Source organism: Tenacibaculum finnmarkense genomovar ulcerans (assembly GCF_900239495.1).
In the GTDB taxonomy this organism is placed as follows: domain Bacteria; phylum Bacteroidota; class Bacteroidia; order Flavobacteriales; family Flavobacteriaceae; genus Polaribacter; species Polaribacter ulcerans.
Genome location: NZ_OENE01000035.1, coordinates 71,503 through 87,997 on the forward strand (window position 1 = coordinate 71,503; position 16,495 = coordinate 87,997).

Annotated in this window: 16 protein-coding genes; 5 read left to right on the forward strand and 11 right to left on the reverse strand. The window is 30.9% G+C overall.

Going from position 1 to position 16,495, the window contains the following annotated elements; all coding sequences use genetic code 11:
• Positions 1 to 79: 79 nt before the first annotated feature.
• From DPIF8902391_RS10010 to DPIF8902391_RS10025, 4 genes are all read right to left on the reverse strand, one after another.
• Complete coding sequence (locus DPIF8902391_RS10010) at positions 80 to 718, reverse strand: alpha/beta hydrolase (RefSeq protein WP_172505743.1); 639 nt, start codon at positions 716 to 718, stop codon at positions 80 to 82.
• Positions 719 to 795: 77 nt separating this feature from the next.
• Positions 796 to 1,122 (reverse strand): hypothetical protein, encoded by a 327-nt coding sequence (locus tag DPIF8902391_RS10015; protein WP_058884549.1) that lies wholly within the window; start codon positions 1,120 to 1,122, stop codon positions 796 to 798.
• 2 nt (positions 1,123 to 1,124) lie between these two features.
• Positions 1,125 to 2,384 (reverse strand): dihydroorotase, encoded by a 1,260-nt coding sequence (locus DPIF8902391_RS10020; protein ID WP_172505744.1) that lies wholly within the window; start codon positions 2,382 to 2,384, stop codon positions 1,125 to 1,127.
• Complete coding sequence (locus tag DPIF8902391_RS10025) at positions 2,381 to 4,324, reverse strand: BatA domain-containing protein (protein ID WP_172505745.1); 1,944 nt, start codon at positions 4,322 to 4,324, stop codon at positions 2,381 to 2,383. The genes DPIF8902391_RS10020 and DPIF8902391_RS10025 overlap by 4 nt, the downstream gene beginning before the upstream one ends.
• Positions 4,325 to 4,889: 565 nt before the next feature.
• On the opposite strand from DPIF8902391_RS10025, the gene DPIF8902391_RS10030 reads away from it, so the two are divergent.
• The 3 genes from DPIF8902391_RS10030 to rlmF are packed head-to-tail and all read left to right on the forward strand — an operon-like array spanning position 4,890 to position 7,999.
• Positions 4,890 to 5,543: a class I SAM-dependent methyltransferase gene (locus tag DPIF8902391_RS10030; protein ID WP_172505746.1), complete on the forward strand. Its 654-nt coding sequence runs from the start codon at positions 4,890 to 4,892 to the stop codon at positions 5,541 to 5,543.
• A gap of 4 nt (positions 5,544 to 5,547) precedes the next feature.
• Positions 5,548 to 7,140: a bacillithiol biosynthesis cysteine-adding enzyme BshC gene (gene bshC / locus DPIF8902391_RS10035; RefSeq protein ID WP_172505747.1), complete on the forward strand. Its 1,593-nt coding sequence runs from the start codon at positions 5,548 to 5,550 to the stop codon at positions 7,138 to 7,140.
• Between the two features lies 1 nt (position 7,141).
• Positions 7,142 to 7,999: a 23S rRNA (adenine(1618)-N(6))-methyltransferase RlmF gene (gene rlmF, locus DPIF8902391_RS10040; RefSeq protein ID WP_058884554.1), complete on the forward strand. Its 858-nt coding sequence runs from the start codon at positions 7,142 to 7,144 to the stop codon at positions 7,997 to 7,999.
• Positions 8,000 to 8,220: 221 nt separating this feature from the next.
• Here rlmF and DPIF8902391_RS10045 read toward each other — a convergent pair whose 3' ends face one another.
• The 6 genes from DPIF8902391_RS10045 to DPIF8902391_RS10070 all read right to left on the reverse strand — a co-directional run bounded on the left by DPIF8902391_RS10045 (position 8,221) and on the right by DPIF8902391_RS10070 (position 14,120).
• Positions 8,221 to 8,832 (reverse strand): WbqC family protein, encoded by a 612-nt coding sequence (locus DPIF8902391_RS10045; protein ID WP_172505748.1) that lies wholly within the window; start codon positions 8,830 to 8,832, stop codon positions 8,221 to 8,223.
• Positions 8,833 to 10,413: a signal peptidase I gene (lepB, locus tag DPIF8902391_RS10050; protein WP_058884556.1), complete on the reverse strand. Its 1,581-nt coding sequence runs from the start codon at positions 10,411 to 10,413 to the stop codon at positions 8,833 to 8,835. It lies immediately after the preceding gene.
• 93 nt (positions 10,414 to 10,506) lie between these two features.
• Positions 10,507 to 11,208 (reverse strand): 4-hydroxy-tetrahydrodipicolinate reductase, encoded by a 702-nt coding sequence (dapB, locus tag DPIF8902391_RS10055; RefSeq protein ID WP_058884557.1) that lies wholly within the window; start codon positions 11,206 to 11,208, stop codon positions 10,507 to 10,509.
• A gap of 1 nt (position 11,209) precedes the next feature.
• Entirely contained in the window at positions 11,210 to 11,746 is a 537-nt protein-coding gene (locus tag DPIF8902391_RS10060) for a DUF5683 domain-containing protein (RefSeq protein WP_198912941.1), read from the reverse strand.
• A gap of 223 nt (positions 11,747 to 11,969) precedes the next feature.
• Positions 11,970 to 13,088, reverse strand: a complete 1,119-nt coding sequence (dnaN, locus tag DPIF8902391_RS10065; RefSeq protein WP_058884559.1) for a DNA polymerase III subunit beta — start codon at positions 13,086 to 13,088, stop codon at positions 11,970 to 11,972.
• 84 nt (positions 13,089 to 13,172) lie between these two features.
• Entirely contained in the window at positions 13,173 to 14,120 is a 948-nt protein-coding gene (locus DPIF8902391_RS10070) for a lipid A deacylase LpxR family protein (protein ID WP_172505749.1), read from the reverse strand.
• A 69-nt stretch (positions 14,121 to 14,189) separates the two neighbouring features.
• Here DPIF8902391_RS10070 and ppk2 (DPIF8902391_RS10075) point away from each other — a divergent pair, with 69 nt between their 5' ends.
• Positions 14,190 to 15,047: a polyphosphate kinase 2 gene (gene ppk2, locus DPIF8902391_RS10075; protein WP_101915865.1), complete on the forward strand. Its 858-nt coding sequence runs from the start codon at positions 14,190 to 14,192 to the stop codon at positions 15,045 to 15,047.
• Position 15,048: 1 nt separating this feature from the next.
• Positions 15,049 to 15,828, forward strand: a complete 780-nt coding sequence (gene ppk2 / locus DPIF8902391_RS10080) for a polyphosphate kinase 2 (RefSeq protein WP_058884561.1) — start codon at positions 15,049 to 15,051, stop codon at positions 15,826 to 15,828.
• A gap of 1 nt (position 15,829) precedes the next feature.
• Here the strand turns inward: ppk2 (DPIF8902391_RS10080) and DPIF8902391_RS10085 are convergent, their stop codons facing one another.
• Positions 15,830 to 16,462, reverse strand: coding sequence for a low molecular weight phosphatase family protein (locus DPIF8902391_RS10085; RefSeq protein ID WP_172505750.1), 633 nt, complete (start codon positions 16,460 to 16,462; stop codon positions 15,830 to 15,832).
• Positions 16,463 to 16,495: the final 33 nt, after the last annotated feature.

Genomic DNA, 16,495 nt, shown 5'->3' on the forward strand with positions numbered 1-16,495 from the left:
TTAGTAAGAGCCTGTTTAAATTTCATCCGTCAACCTGAATTTAGTTCAGGTATGACAAGAAGCTACTCTTTATTCAAATTTACAAACGATTTTCTATCCAAGTTTTAAAACTGTAAAAATTTTGAGGCGCAACACCATGCCCAACATTATATTCTGAATAGTCATTTTTTAAGTTGTTTTCCTCTAAAAATACAGGTGCTTTTCTAGCCCAATCCACAGGAATTACTTGGTCAACCGTTCCGTGAGAAATATAATAATCAGTTGTGATTTTAGTGTTTTCTTGCTGATTTTTGATTAAATTTTCATCAATATAACCACTAAGCGCAATAACATGTTGCACTTTATTTGGGTAATTTAAACTCAAGGCATAACTTAAAATAGCCCCTTGACTAAAGCCTAAAACAAAGGTTTTATCAGGATTCGTGTTGTATTTTTCTTTAATTTTATCAATAAAACTAGCAATTTTAGTTACAGATGTTGCTGCTTGTTCTAAATCTGAAAACTTACCTTTAACGGCATCAAAATTAATGGCATACCAAGCAAAAGCACCGCCACCCATTTGGTAAGGAGCTTGTGCGCTAACAATTAGTAAATCTTCAGGTAATTCTTGTGCAAACGAAAATAAATCGTCTTCATTACTACCATATCCGTGCAATAAAATTAATAACGGTGGATTAGTAGTTGCCTGTTTAGGCTCTCTTATAATGTAATTTAGCATTTTAATACATGTGTTTTAATAAAAAAATATGCAAATAAATAATAAAATCTATTCGCATATTTATGATGTAATTTATTTTAAATTCCTTTAAACCAATCTTGAAATTGATCTCCTAAAAATGGAATTAATTTTCGTTCCCCTTTAATGGCAGCCATAAAGCTGATAATCCAACTAACAAATAATAATATACTTACAGCATAGCCAGCAAAACCTCCTAAATATTTAAAAATAATTAATCCATTTAAAAAAGAAAGCAGGTGTATACCAAGCATTTGTTTAGTGTAAAAACTAGCAAAACTATTTTTTGTATTTATGTTTAGTATAAAAGCAATAATAGTTCCTATAATCCAAAAATGACTAATTATTGCGGTCATTTTTCCATCGCTTATAGTAACACTATTCATAATTAGTTGTTCAAAATTAGTTGCTTATTATTATAAATACCATAAACTTTTCCTTTTAACTCTTTTTCTAAAAATACACTATTTTTTGAGGTTGATAAAATATCTTCTTCCGTAAAAATAGCAGTTCCTTCAGGAGTAAAAAACGATAAATTAGCAATTTCATTTTCTTTGATACTTGTTTTTTGAAGTCCAAAACGTTCTTTCGGATTATCAGATAAACAAGTTACAATCGTTTCTAAATCTAAGACTGAATTTAAAACCCCAAAAGCAGTTTCTAAACCAATACTTCCATCTTTTGCGTTCGAAAATTCTACTTTTTTATGCTCAATATCAATCGGATTATGATCGGAAGTAATCATGTCAATCGTTCCATCTTTAATTCCTTTTAATAAAGCATTAATATCATCCGAAGTTCTTAAAGGCGGATTTACTTTTTTATTTCCATCAAATTGATGCAATTCATCATCGGTTAAAAACAAGTTATGAACCGCTACACTACAAGTAACATCCAAGCCTTTCTTTTTAGCTTCTTTAATTAATTGCACTGATTTTTTAGTGGAAATAGTAGGAATGTGTAATTTTCCACCTGTATATTCTAATAAAAATAAATCACGAGAAACTTGTAATTCTTCGGCTAAAGCAGGGATTCCTTTTAATCCTAAAAGTGTACTGTTTTTACCTTCGTGAACGACACCTTCGCCAGCAATCGAATTATTTTTAGGAAAACTAAGTGCTAATCCGTTGAAGTTTTGCGTATAAAGTAAGGCTACTTTTAGTAAGTTATCGTTAACAATTGGCTTTTTATAATCGCCAAAAGCAATTGCGCCAGATTGTTGCATATCGTACAATTCCGCCATTTCAATACCTTTCGATCCTTGAGTTAAGCTACCGATTGGATGCAAATTTGTGGCAAATCCGTTGGCTCTATAAATTAGAAATTCAACCGCTGCTTTGTTGTCAATAACAGGGTTTGTGTTTGGGTTTACAGCAATATCTGTAAAACCACTTTTAGCTGCTACTTGTAAACCATTTTTAATGGTTTCACGCTCTTCGTAACCTGGTTCTCCCAAGCAAACACTAGTGTCAAACCAACCCGTAGAAACGTGTAAGTTATCAAGTTTTATAATTTGATATTCTTGTTTGTCGGCAATATTACTATCAATTTTAGTAATAATTCCGTCGGTAATTAAAATATCTTTAGTTTGTTGGTGGTAAGGGCTATGAGCATCAATAATAGTTGCCGATTTTAATAGCGTTGTCATGGTTTAAAGAATTTTAAGATCAAAATTTCAACAAGCAAAGATACAATGGCAATTAGTAAAAACCATTTCCAAAGCCATTGAATTTTATGTTCGTTGTTACTATTTATTAAGGTTTGTTTTACCGAATTAGAAATTGTTTTATTTTCAAGGGTTTTTATATTTAAAAAATGCAACAAACTCTCTTGCTTCGGATAATTAAACGCCATGTTTTTTAAAACGTTTTCTTGTTGTTTTATCTGATAAAAACCAGCGCTTAAAGGCTGGCTATTTGTAGTGATTTTCACACTATTTTGAAGCGCTTGTTGTAGCGGAATAAACGAGTTTTTAGTATTTGAAATGCTAAGAATATTATTTTTTGAAGTTACGCGATTAATAGCAATACTATTTTGTGTATCAATGGTATAATAACTTTTAGAAAGTTGTAAACTATGTTTGGCAATACTATAAAAAACAGGCACAATTAAAGGCGAATTTATAAAATTACTAGCCTTTTTATTTAGCGGAGAAGCCAGAAAATAGACTGTTGAATTTTCCGTATTTACTTGCTGTATAAACGGACGTTTGTTTTCAAAAGACAACATGGTATTGGCGTTTTTAAAAGCCGTATTATAAGCTGTTTTAACAAAAGGATATTGAAAATTTTTAATTTCTTTTTCAAATACATTTTTAAATAACGGATGCTTGTAATTAATTGTTGTAATTTTTAAACTATCGTTTTTTTGATGGTTGTTTGTGGTATTTATACTGCCTATTTTAAGTTGTTTTAATAAATTATTGTAAGAAGAAATATATGCATTTTTAGATGGGATAATAACTAAATCGCCTCCTTTTTTTGAAAAATCAACCAAGCTTGCAATCAATGTTTCAGGTAATTTATCAATTTCATTTAAAACAATAAGATGTTGTTTTTCAATTAAATTATAATTTAAGTTTTGTGTGTTTAAAGCTTTAAAATCAAATTCATCATCACTATAAATTCGTTTTAAAAAGTTAGTATTTTTACCAATAGATAAAATTTTAATTTTAGAATTGGCATTAATTGCGAAATAAAACGAATTATCAAAAGAATAGGTATCTTTAAAGTTTAATTCAATTTTACCTAAAAAATCAGCCGTGTTAACAATCGAAAACACTACTTTTTTACTGTCATTTTCTGCAATAGAAAAAACCTGTTTATTAATTAGTTTATCGTTGTTATAAAGTGAAATTGGCAGTTCTTTTTTTGCATTTCCTTGATTTTTAATGCTAATTTCAATATCAAAATTATTGGTTGTACTGGTGTTTATAAAAATACTATCAATAGATATATTATTTTTTTCTTGCGGATTTAATTGCACCAAATTAGTGTTTTCAGGCAACTGATTAAGTGCTGTATTTTCAATATTTTGAAAATCAGAAATTATAATATTTTTGCTGTTTTTATTTTTTAATAGCTCGCTCGACATTTTTAAGAAAACCGTTTTTAACGCCATTTTTTTAGCCGTATTTTTAACGTTTAATAAAATATCTTTCAATTCATCAGCTGTTTTATGCTGAAAATAATTGGTATTTGTCAGCAAAGAATAGTGTGCTTTTTCTGACGTGTTTTCAATAATTTCTTGTATCGAAACTTGCAATAAATCGCCTTTTTCACCTGCTGTATTTGTACTTAAAGAAGTATCTAAATAGATGAAAAAATGTTGCTGTTCATCACTTTTATGATTGCCAAAATAAGGCTGAGCAAAGGCTAAAATTAAAGCGGTAAGCAACAATAAACGCGTAGCTAAGATCAACCATTTTTTTATGCGAGAACTTTTACGTGTTTGTGTTACTAATTTTTTTAAAACCGCCACATTGGTAAAGGTAACTTTTTCAAAACGTTGTAATTGAAATAAGTGAACCAATATCGGGATCAGTAAAAAGACTAAAAAATATAAAATTTCAGGATGTTTAAATTGCATAGTTTTTTGCTGTTATAAGCGTACTTTTTTAATGATTAATTAGCGTTTTTAAAGGTAGTAATTTTTAGTCAAACAGGTGTTTTACGATCTAATTTGATATTTTATTTAAAACCCTAAGATTAATTTGAAGCAATTTCCCGCTTTGCGCACTCGCTTTTTTTATTTTTTTTTAAAACGAAAAAATAAAACAGCCCTCAAACAAAGCTTCAATCGGGGCTAGGCATTTTTACAAACAAGTAAATTACTGCACAAAAAACCAGCTTTTTATTCCTTAGAATATTACAAGCTATCGGTTCGATAATTTTTTTAGCATCAAATAAAATAATTCAAATTCTCGATACAATTTTAATTCCTTTTAGTCATTAAAATCACTCGAATTGACAACTATTAACCAAAATCATCAAAAAAAAGCTAAAAACAACAGTAAATCAGCAAGCGAAACTCAACTAAATTTAGTTTGAAACTAGTGTCGCTATTAAAACCGTTTGAATTTATAAATTCATAAAAAAATGTTAGATTATTGTATTGTTTTCGGCATCCTATCAAATTTTAGTATTTTTGAACTATGACGACAAACAAAAGTGATTGTAAAATTTCACAACATAAAGCACATTGGAATGCTGCTTATACTAACAAATCAACGCAAGAATTAGGTTGGTTTGAAGAAAAATCAACAAAAACCATTGATTTAATTACAAAAACAGGTTTAAAATCAACAGCAAGTATTTTAAATATAGGTGTTGGTTCGTCCTTATTAATTGATGAATTATTAGCCGAAGGTTACACTAATTTAAAGGCAAATGATGTGTCAGAAAAAGCCTTGAATATTTTAAAGGAACGACTTGGCGAAACAGCGTCAAAAGTAACTTTTATTACCGATAATTTACTAGCGCCTAAAAAGTTGCAAAACCTCGCACCTGTTGATTTATGGAATGATAGAGCGGTGTTGCATTTCTTTTTAGAAGAAGCAGAACAAACAGCTTATTTCAATTTATTAAAACAAATAGTGGCGGATAATGGCTTTGTAATTATTGCTGTTTTTGCCTTAGATGGCGCTGAAAAATGTTCAGGTTTGCCCTTAAAACGCTACAACACCGAAATGTTACAAGAAAAGTTAGGTGCAGAATTTTCATTAATAACGGCATTTAACTACACTTTTATAAACCCGAATGGCGGAGAAAGACCGTATATTTACACCTTGTTTCAAAGAAAAAAATAAGTCTATGAAAGTAACAAATATCCCTTTTAAAAAAACTGGTTTTTTCTCTAAAACAATGCTCGATTATTTAGAGGAATCAGCAGAAATAACACCTTTTTATGATAATTTTTCATCTTTAGAAGGTTTTGAAAAGCAAATAGCAACGAAAAAAGCTCATTTTTCAAAAGACACAAGAAAAACACTTGTTACAGCCTTAGAAAAACAATATTTAAAAGTAACAACAACAGCAGGTACAGCGCAAAATATTGCGAGTTTATCTTCAGAAAACACCTTTACAGTAACCACAGGGCATCAGTTAAATCTGTTTACAGGACCGTTGTATTTTTTATATAAAATTATTACAGCCATTAATTTAGCGGAAGAATTAACGGTAAAATATCCGAAGCAAAACTTTGTGCCTATTTATTGGATGGCTACCGAAGATCATGATTTTGAAGAAATCAATTACTTTAATTTTAAAGGAAAAAAAGTACAGTGGAATTCTGATCAAACAGGGGCTGTCGGGCGTTTTTCAACCCAAGGATTGGCAGAAGTTTTAGCGGTGTTTTCAGAACATTTAGGCGCTTCAAAAAATGCGGTATTTTTAAAGGAATTATTCGAAAAAGCCTATATAAAACACGCAAATTTAGCCGATGCAACCCGTTATATTGCCAATGAATTATTTGGTGAATATGGTTTGGTAATTATTGATGCCGATGAAAAATCGTTGAAAAAAGTATTTATTCCGTTTATCGAAAATGAATTAAAAAGTCAAACATCGTATAAAAAAGTAAGCGAAACTATTAAAGATTTCGGTAAAAATTATAAAATTCAAGTAAATCCACGGGAAATTAATTTGTTTTATTTAACCGATAAAATTCGAGAACGTATTGTTTTTGAAAATGATATTTATAAGGTAAATAACACCGATATTTCTTGGGCTTTAAACGATTTACTAGAAGAAGTTGCTCAATTTCCCGACCGATTTTCACCAAATGTAATTATGCGTCCGTTGTATCAGGAGGTAATTTTACCAAATCTTTGCTATCTTGGTGGCGGTGGCGAACTGGCGTATTGGCTAGAATTAAAAAGTTATTTTGAAGCGGTAAAAGTGCCGTTTCCTATTTTATTATTACGAAATTCGGCACAGATAATTTCTGAAAAACAAGCAACTAAATTAACTAAATTAACCATTAGTTTAGAAGATATTTTCTTGAAAAAGAGTGAGTTGCTTAAAAAGAAAGTGTTAGAGATATCGGAAGAAAAAATAGATTTCACCGAGCAGAAAGAGTTTTTAAAGCAGCAATTTGTTACTTTACGAGCATTGGCTGAAAAAACAGATGTTTCCTTTGTAGGCGCTGTAAATGCACAAGAAAAGAAACAGTTAAATGGTTTAGAATCTTTAGAAAAACGCTGGTTGCGAGCAGAAAAACGCCGACATAAAAACTTTGTAGATAGAATTGTATTTTTGCAAAACGAAATATTGCCAAATGGAAGTTTAGAAGAGCGTCAACGAAACTTTTCTGAATATTATTTAGCGCACGGAAATATTTTGATAAAAGAATTAAAAAAAGGGTTAAAACCTTTACAATTAGAATTTACAGTACTGATATTTTAGCATGGAAGATAAAAAAGGATTACACGAGAATAACAAGCACAAAGATGGATACGATTTTAACTTTTTAAAAGAAAAATATCCTGCAATTTCGGAATTTATTATTGAAAAATTTGATAAAGAAACCATTGATTTTTCAAATCCAGTAGCGGTTAAAGAATTTAACAAAGCCTTATTAGCGGCATATTATAATATTAAAGATTGGAATTTTCCTGATGCAAATTTATGCCCTCCAATTCCTGGAAGAGCTGATTATATTCATCATATCGCCGATTTAATTAGCGATAAAGAAGAAAAAGTTACCGTTTTAGATATTGGTACAGGAGCAAGTTGTGTATATCCATTATTGGGTGCATCGGCTTATGATTGGAATTTCGTAGCGGTTGATATTGATTTAGATTCGTTAGATTTTGCACAAGATATTATCGATGATAATAATTTAAGCGATAAAATTACATTACGTCATCAAATTGATGAAATGAATATTTTAAAAGGAATTATAAATGAAAACGAGTCGTTTACTATAACGATGTGTAATCCGCCATTTTATAAATCGGCAAATGAGGCAAGAGGTGCGAATTTAAGAAAATCGAGAAATTTAGGAAATAGCGCCGTACGTAATTTTGCAGGAAATCATAATGAGTTATGGTATTTAGGAGGTGAAAAAGCTTTTTTACATACTTATTTATACGAAAGTTCTTTACAGCCAGAATCGAGTAAATGGTTTACAAGTTTAGTTTCAAGAAAAGAAAATGTGAAAAATTTACAGGTTTCTGCTAAGAAATTAAAAGTAAAAGAATTTAAAGTAATTCCGATGAGCCAAGGAAATAAAGTAACACGTATTGTGTGCTGGAGGTTTTAATTTTGTCAATTCGAGTGATTTTAATGACTAAAAGGAATTAAAATTGTATCGAGAATTTTAGTTTTTATTGAGTTTGAAGATAAAAAAGTTCTCGATACAATTTTTTGAAGGAAAAAAATCACTCGAACTGACAGCTTGTTTTGATTTTCTTAATAAAACTAAAAAATCTCAGATAAATTAATTTATCTGAGATTTTTTTTGTGTAAAATTTAAATAGGCTCTTAAATTGTAATATTTTCTAAAAAAGTACTTGCATTTGGGCCTTCCATAAAAAGTAAATCTAAAATGGATAAATTAGGAATAAATCCATGTTTGTCATCAAAAATTTGAATGTAGCGTTCCATTTCAATTTCAACACCTTTTTTAGCAATTGCCAAATTTCTGTAATCGGGAATATTTGGTGTTACTTGATAATCTACGGTTTTTGTAAACGAATCATCAATTTGTAAAGCATCGGTAATAAATAAATGTGCATCAATATTTACATCTTGTAAATACGTATATTTTTTATGAAATATTGCAGCAATATCATCTTCAAAAAACTCAAAAAATGGCGATGATTTATACGCCGATTGTAAGGATTTAAAATGCTGTTGTTGCCATGGAATATCACTTTCAACTAAGGTATCTTTACTCTTTTTTCTACTCTCTGTAAGTAAATGTTTTACAGGAATATTTAGGTTTAATTTTCCGTTAGCAGCATAAATAGCACATCGGTTTCGGTAGGTTTGTTTTTGATAATTATCTTCAAGTTCAAACACTACAGAATCAGCGTTATAAATTGCGGCGTATTGCGAAATAGGCGCAAAATAGGTAGGTATAAAAAGTGCCATTTATTTCTTTTTATCTTTTTTAAAACTATAAAGTGTGTACCCTGCAATTAGTAAAAGGGCTAACCATAAATATGAGGTAGGTTTTCCGCTTCCGCCAACTGTGGTAAACATTCTTTGCCAACGAATAGAATTTATTTTCGACATAAAATCAGGCGCGTTAGGATTCCAACTTAGCCAAATTAACACGGGTTTACCAACCACATGGTCAAAAGGAACATATCCCCAATTTCTTGCATCTAATGAGTTTTGACGGTTATCTCCCATCATCCAATAATAATCTTGTTTAAAAGTGTAGCTTGTTGCTTTTTTTCCGTTGATATAAATAGCATCCCCAAAAATGGTTAAATTATTATTTTCATACCTACGAATAATTTGCTCGTAAAAAGGAATGGTATCTTCATTTAAAGGAACTGTACTTCCTGCTTTTGGAATATAAAGAGGACCGAAATTATCAGAAGACCAAGCGTATTTTGGGCTGTGAGGAAAAACAGAAGCGTCATAAGTTCCTTTTGGTCTTATGCGTTTTGTAACACTTTTTACCAAGCTGTTTTTTGCTAAAGAAGCAGCTTCGTCATCGGTTAAATTAAAATAATAGATGCCATCATTAGACATTTTTCCTTCACCATTTATATTAAATTCGTTGATGGTTTCCATTGGTAATTTTACACCTTGGGTATCCACTTTAAAATACCATTGTGGCTTTGCTCTGTCTGGTAAAATTGTTTTTTTTCCGTTGATAAAGACATAGCCATCACGCACTTCTAAAGTATCGCCAGCAATACCTGTGGCTCTTTTTACGTAATTTGTTTTCTTATCAATAGGCTTATAAGTTGCTACGCCCGATTTATCGCCCCACATGGTTTTTAAACTATCCGCAGGCCAACTAAATACAACAATATCGTTGCGTTTAATTTTTTGAAAACCAGGAATTCTCATATAAGGTAACGAGGTTTTATTTAAAAATCCATCTTTATTTTTATCATCAGAAATAAAAGATTTTACACCTAAAACAGGAAGGGTATCATGTGCCATTGGTGCGGCAATTGTAGTACTAGGAATACGCGCTCCGTAGTGAAATTTACTAACAAATAAATAATCACCAACCAATAAAGTTTTTTCTAAAGATGAGGTTGGAATGGTATAAGGTTGCATAAAATAAGTATGCACCAGTGTTGCTGCAATAATAGCAAAAGCGATAGAACTTACCCATTCTCCTAAGGTAGAATTTGGCTGTAAACTACGGTTTTCAATATAAGGTGTATCGGTTAAATAATTGATATAATAAATATAAAAACCAAGTGTAAAAACCGCTAAAAGGGTGTCGGTTTTTTTATTAAAACCGAAACTTCTACAGGTTTCTATCCAAAGAATAGGAAACATTAAAAGGTTTACAACAGGAATAAATAATAAAATTACCCACCATTTCGGGCGGTTAATTATTTGCATTAAAATAATTGCGTTGTAAATAGGTAAGGCAGCTTCCCAAGCTTTTCTACCAGCTTTAACGTAGAGTTTCCAAGTTCCTAAAAAGTGGATTACTTGAAGTATTAAAAAGAATAAAAACCATTCTGAAAATGTCATAATGTAGCTATTTTTTTGTTCCTATAAAGTAGGAATTATATTCAATATTATTAGTGTTTTTATGTAGGCGGTTGTTACGTTCTTATACGATTATTAACCTAAATTTAACACATCTCTCATGGTAAAAACACCTGTTTTGTCAGCCAGCCATTCGGCAGCAATAACAGCACCTAAAGCAAAGCCTTGCCTGTTGTGAGCGGTGTGTTTTATAGCGATAGAATCAACAATAGAATCATAGGTTGTGGTGTGTGTGCCTGGTACATCGGGTGTTCTAATAGCGGTAATAGGAATGTTTTCTTCGGATGTTTTAGCGTCTAATTCCCATGCTTTTTTAGCGCTGTTTTCAATAATTCCTTCGGCTAAAGTAATTGCTGTTCCACTTGGTGCGTCTAATTTTTTTGTGTGATGAATTTCTTCAATAGAAATAGTGTATTGATCTAAAGTTTGCATCATTTTAGCGAGTTGCTTATTTAGTTCAAAAAATACATTTACGCCCAAACTAAAATTAGAAGCGTAGATAAATGCCCCTTGTTTTTGGTTGCATAATTCAACAATAGAATCGTATTTTTCTAACCATCCTGTAGTTCCTGAAATAACCGGAATTTGGTTGTTAATGCAATGACTGATATTATTAAAAGCGGCATCTGGAATGCTAAAATCAATAGCAACATCGGCTTTTGTAATATCGTATGTTGCTGTTCCTGATGCTTTAATTATTATTTCATGACCTCTTTGTAAAGCAATTTTTTCAATTTCTTTACCCATTCTGCCATAGCCAAGTAATGCTATTTTCATATTAAAAGGAATATTTTAAAGTTAAACCAACTTTTGGGGCTTCTATAAATAATGGGTCAGGGTAGACCATTGGTTGTAACGACAAACTATCGTCGGTATCAAATTGTAATAAATGGGCGTTTACACTTGCTTCTACAATTTGTAAAACATAGAATAAAACACCTGTTAATAAAGATAAATCTCTATTTTTTCGAAGTACTTTTTGTGCATTTTCTAAACCTGGAGTAGAAATTAATTCTTTACCTTCTGCATTGGTAAATTCATCTCTAACTCCTTGTGATCTTAGTTTAAAAGCAGTTCTGTAGCGATTATATTCATTACTATTATCAATATAAAAATAAGTTGGTATGGCTAAAGAAGCCCAAACAAAGGGTACTTTCCAGTATTTTTTATTATAAATTTGCCCAGCTCCAGGTAAAACAGCAGCATAAAAAGCGGCTTTACTTGGCGACAATGGATTGTATTTATTGCTACTTATTTGTAGTTGATTAGCTTTTACAGCTGTAGAATCTTTTTGAGCAACTAATATTTGACTCAAAAAAAGACTCCAAAAAACGAATATGAGAGTACGAGTATGCAATTACTTTAATAAGTTTTTATAGGGTTAAAGTGTTCTTATAAATAGCTTTGAAAAGCGTAAATTTACAATTATTTATCATTTTTTGAAGCGAAAAAGGATAAGAAAAAAAAGCTACACTATTTTTTTGATGAAAAAAAAGCCACATAGTTGAATATGTGGCTTTTGTAGTTATAAGTGTTTTTTATCCGTTTAACATTACTGGCATTACTAACATGGTAACTTGCTCACCCTGATCTGTTCCGTCAATAGGTGTTAAAATTCCGGCTCTGTTTGGTAAAGACATTTCAATTAAAACATCGTTTGAATTTAAGTTATTAAGCATTTCACTTAAAAAACGAGAATTGAAGCCTATTTGCATATCATCACCTTGATAATCACATTGTAAACGTTCATCCGCTTTGTTTGAATAATCTAAATCTTCGGCAGAAATATTTAATTCTGTTCCTGCCATTTTTAAACGAATTTGATGCGTAGTTTTACTAGAAAAAATAGAAACACGACGTACAGAGTTTAAAAAAGAAGCTCTATCAACAGTTAATTTATTTGGATTCTCTTTAGGAATTACCGCTTCATAATTAGGATATTTCCCATCAATTAAACGACAAACTAATACGGCATTTTCAAAAGTGAATTTTGCATTAGTGTCGTTATATTCTACTATAACATTGCTTTCTGATCCGCTTAAAATCCCTTTTAATAAGTTTAAAGGTTTTTTAGGCATGATGAATTCCGCTGGTTGTTCAGTAGTAACATCGGTACGGGTATATTTTACTAATTTATGTGCATCAGTAGCTACAAAAGTTAATTCTTTCGAATTAAATTGAAAAAACACACCACTCATTACGGGTCTTAAATCATCATTTCCCGCAGCAAAAATTGTTTTTGAAATTGCCGTAGCTAAAATATGTGACGGAATTTCAGTACTACTAGGTGCTGGTAATTCAACAGCTTTTGGAAATTCGTCACCGCTAAAATACGCCATGTCGTACTTACCTTGTTCTGAAATAATTTCAATAATGCTGCTTCCTTCTACGTTAAATGTAAGTGGTTGCTCAGGAAATGTTTTTAGGGTATCTAGTAATAAACGAGCATTTATAGCTATTGCTCCTGTATCGGTACTTTCTACGGCTATAATTGAACTCATCGTTGTTTCAAGATCTGACGATGATACTTGAAGTTCACTATTAGCTAGTTCGAACAGGAAATTGTCTAAAATAGGTAATGTGTTATTGCTGTTTATAACACCTCCTAAAACTTGTAATTGTTTTAATAACTGAGAGCTAGATACGATAAATTTCATTGAGTATGTTTTCTGTTTATTAGATGTGCAAAGGTATCGTAATTTGACGATTTTAAAAATTATTTTTTCATTCAGATAAACAATTTAATTAAATAGGTAATTAAATTGTAGTGTTCCGTAAAAATTGTAGTCAGGCACACGGACACTTTTTAGTTTTTTACTGTGATAATTTATAGTGTAACCAAAATTATACTGATTCGCTGTAAAACGAATTCCTATTTCTGTGGTAACTTTAAATGGAGTAATTTGGTAGGTAATCGGGCTTTTATTATCGCTTAAAAAACCGCCTTTAATGGTCGCATCGTAGGCAATATAATGAAGCATTGGTTTTATATAAATGAAAGATTCTATTTTGTTAGTATAAGCGGTTTTTTCGTTATTTAAATTTGCGTTAAAAGCAATCGAATTTGTAATTTTTTCAAGTGGTTTTAAGCTTAATCTTCCGTAAAAACCTGTGGCTAAATTGGTGTGAATTGTTCCAATATTAAAGCTGTTGATCCAGTTAATATCTGTAAATGTTTCTTTTGATAAGCTTTTTATGTAAGCTATTTTTAAATTGATGCCAACGGTGTTTTTAATTTGATATTTCCAACCTGTTATTTTAGTATAACCATACAAGTTGTGTACAAAACTTTGAAGCTCTTTACTTTTACTTGCTGCGCCAAGTATGCCTATTTGTAGGGTTGTTTTTAATAGGCTGTTGTCTTTATAAAATTTAGAAACAGCAAAACTTCCAAAGGAATACCCTGCAAAAGGACGGTCATGGTTTTTAGGATGTTCTACAGATGCTTTAAAAGGCGTGTACATTTGGTTTCCAACTTGGATTTCAATTACTTTTTTATCAATATTTTTAGGCCATTTTTTAGCCAAATACCGATACTTTAAAAAAAGCCCATTGGTGTAATACCTGTCTTGTTCTAGCGAAATATATAAATCGTTATCGGTTAAAATACTAAATTCTTTTGCCTGTTTTTGTTGTGCAAAAAGAGTTGTTTTACAGAGGATTAAAAAAAAAAAGATTTTTTGTTTCATAGCAATTATTATCGTCTTATTTTAGCAATGTAGGGTTAAATATAGCGTATTTCAACTTAAATTTTTTAAATGAAAAATAAAAAAATGCTTACCATTGAAGATTTTGAAAGTATTTCATCAACAGATGAATTAGTAGCTTTAATTGAACAAAAAGAAATACCAATACAGAAGGTTCTTGAAAAAATAACCTATGAAGAAGAGTTGAAAAAACTCCAGATAGAATTGGTGAAATTACAGCAGTGGATTGCCAAGAATAACAAGCGAGTAGCAGTTATTTTTGAAGGAAGAGATGCCGCAGGAAAAGGAGGGAATATCCGTCGTTTTATGGAGCATTTAAACCCTCGATCTATGCGTTTAGTAGCGTTAAATAAACCAACCGATGTTGAAAAAGGACAGTGGTATTTTCAACGTTATATTAAAGAATTGCCAAATCCAGGCGAAATTGTTTTTTTTGATAGAAGCTGGTATAACCGTGCTGTGGTAGAGCCTGTAATGGACTTTTGCAGTAAAAATCAATATAAAAAATTTCTTGCTCAGGTACCAGAATTTGAACACATGTTACATGAAGACGGTGTTACGATTATTAAATTTTGGCTGTCTATTTCAAAAGATGAGCAAATGCGTCGCTTTGATGCTCGAAATGACAATCCTTTAAAAAGGTGGAAATTTAGTCCTGTAGATAAAAAAGGACAAGAGCTATGGAGTAGATATACGTATTATAAAGAAGAAATGTTTAGTAAAACACACACTACGTACAGCCCATGGATTGTGGTGAAAACAAATGATAAAAAGAAAGCAAGAATAGAGTGCATCCGTCATGTATTATCGCAATTTGATTACCAAGAAGCATCAGAAAATAAAATAGTAAATAATCCAGATCCTAATATCGTAATGCGTTATTATCGTTCAGCAAAACAATTAGATTAACATGGAAAAATTAACACAAGCAGCCGTAAATAAACTGAATACAAATAAGGGGTTAAAGTCGTTATTAACGAATCCGTTAAACCTAGAAAAAGCTGTTCGATATGTAGATTACGAACGCAAGCTTAAAAAATTACAGGTAGAATTAATTCGCATGCAAACTTGGGGTATTCATAAAAATGAACGAATTATTGTTATTTTAGAAGGAAGAGATGCTGCCGGAAAAGGAGGTGCTATCCGTAGAATGACCGAAAGAATTAACCCACGTCATATGCGAATTGTAGCGCTGCCAAAACCTAATGAAGATGAAAAAGGACAATGGTATTTTCAGCGATATGTAGAGCAGTTTCCTAAGGCAGGCGAAATTGTTTTTTTTGATAGAAGCTGGTACAACCGTGCTGTGGTAGAGCCTGTGAATGGTTTTTGTACCGATGAAGAACATCAAATTTTTATGAATCAGGTAAACGATTTTGAAAGAATGATTTTAGAATCGGGCATTCGATTGGTTAAAATTTATATGTCAATCAATAAAAAAGAACAGGCTAAACGTTTTAAAGAAATTGTAAATAATCCATTAAAACAATGGAAAATTACTCCTGTAGATTTAAAAGCCCAAGAACTTTGGGATGATTATACTGACTACAAAAGAGCTATGTTTTCTAAAACAAATACCCAAATATCTCCTTGGAAAGTAATTCGAGCAAATAGAAAAACAATTGCTAGAGTTAACGTAATTAATCATGTATTAAAGAGTATTCCGTATGATAAAAATACCGTAGTATAAGCTACTGTTCTTTTTTTATCATCTCAAAAATATAAAATAACTCACCAGCAATTTGTTTGCTGGTGTTTAAATAGCTTTCAACAGTAGTATTGGTGTTGTCTGAACTTTTTGGATCGGTGTATGCTAGGTGAAATCGATCAATAGCATCGGCAATAAAAGGGCAGTTTTCATCGGCATTATCGCAGGTTGTAATGGCAATATATGGGTAACTATTATTAGGGTCGTCATAGGTTTTTGAAAATCCTAAAATGTTGTTTTTACATCCTTTAAAAGAAATTAAATATCGAGGGTTTTGATGCGAAAAATCTTGAATATTAAATTCAAAACCTGTTTTTTGCAAGCTTTTTACCGTGTTTCTATGAAAAGCAGTTGTTTCTGTTCCGCCTGAGTATGCAAAAATATTTTTTAAGTTAAAATATTCAATAGCAAAAAAACTCCAAACTTGTGCAAATTGGCTTCTTCTTGAATTGTGGGTACAAATAAAATTTAAATTTATTCTTTCTCTTTCTTGATATTCCTTGGTAATTAAGTGTGCAATATCAGTAAGTACTTCTTTGCGTTCAGGGCTAATTGTTATATTTTTTTTAGCTTGTTCAAAGAATATTTTTGTACTGATATTTTTAGTGTTTATCATTTTTTTAGAGTTCTTTTGTAAGATGCAATTTTT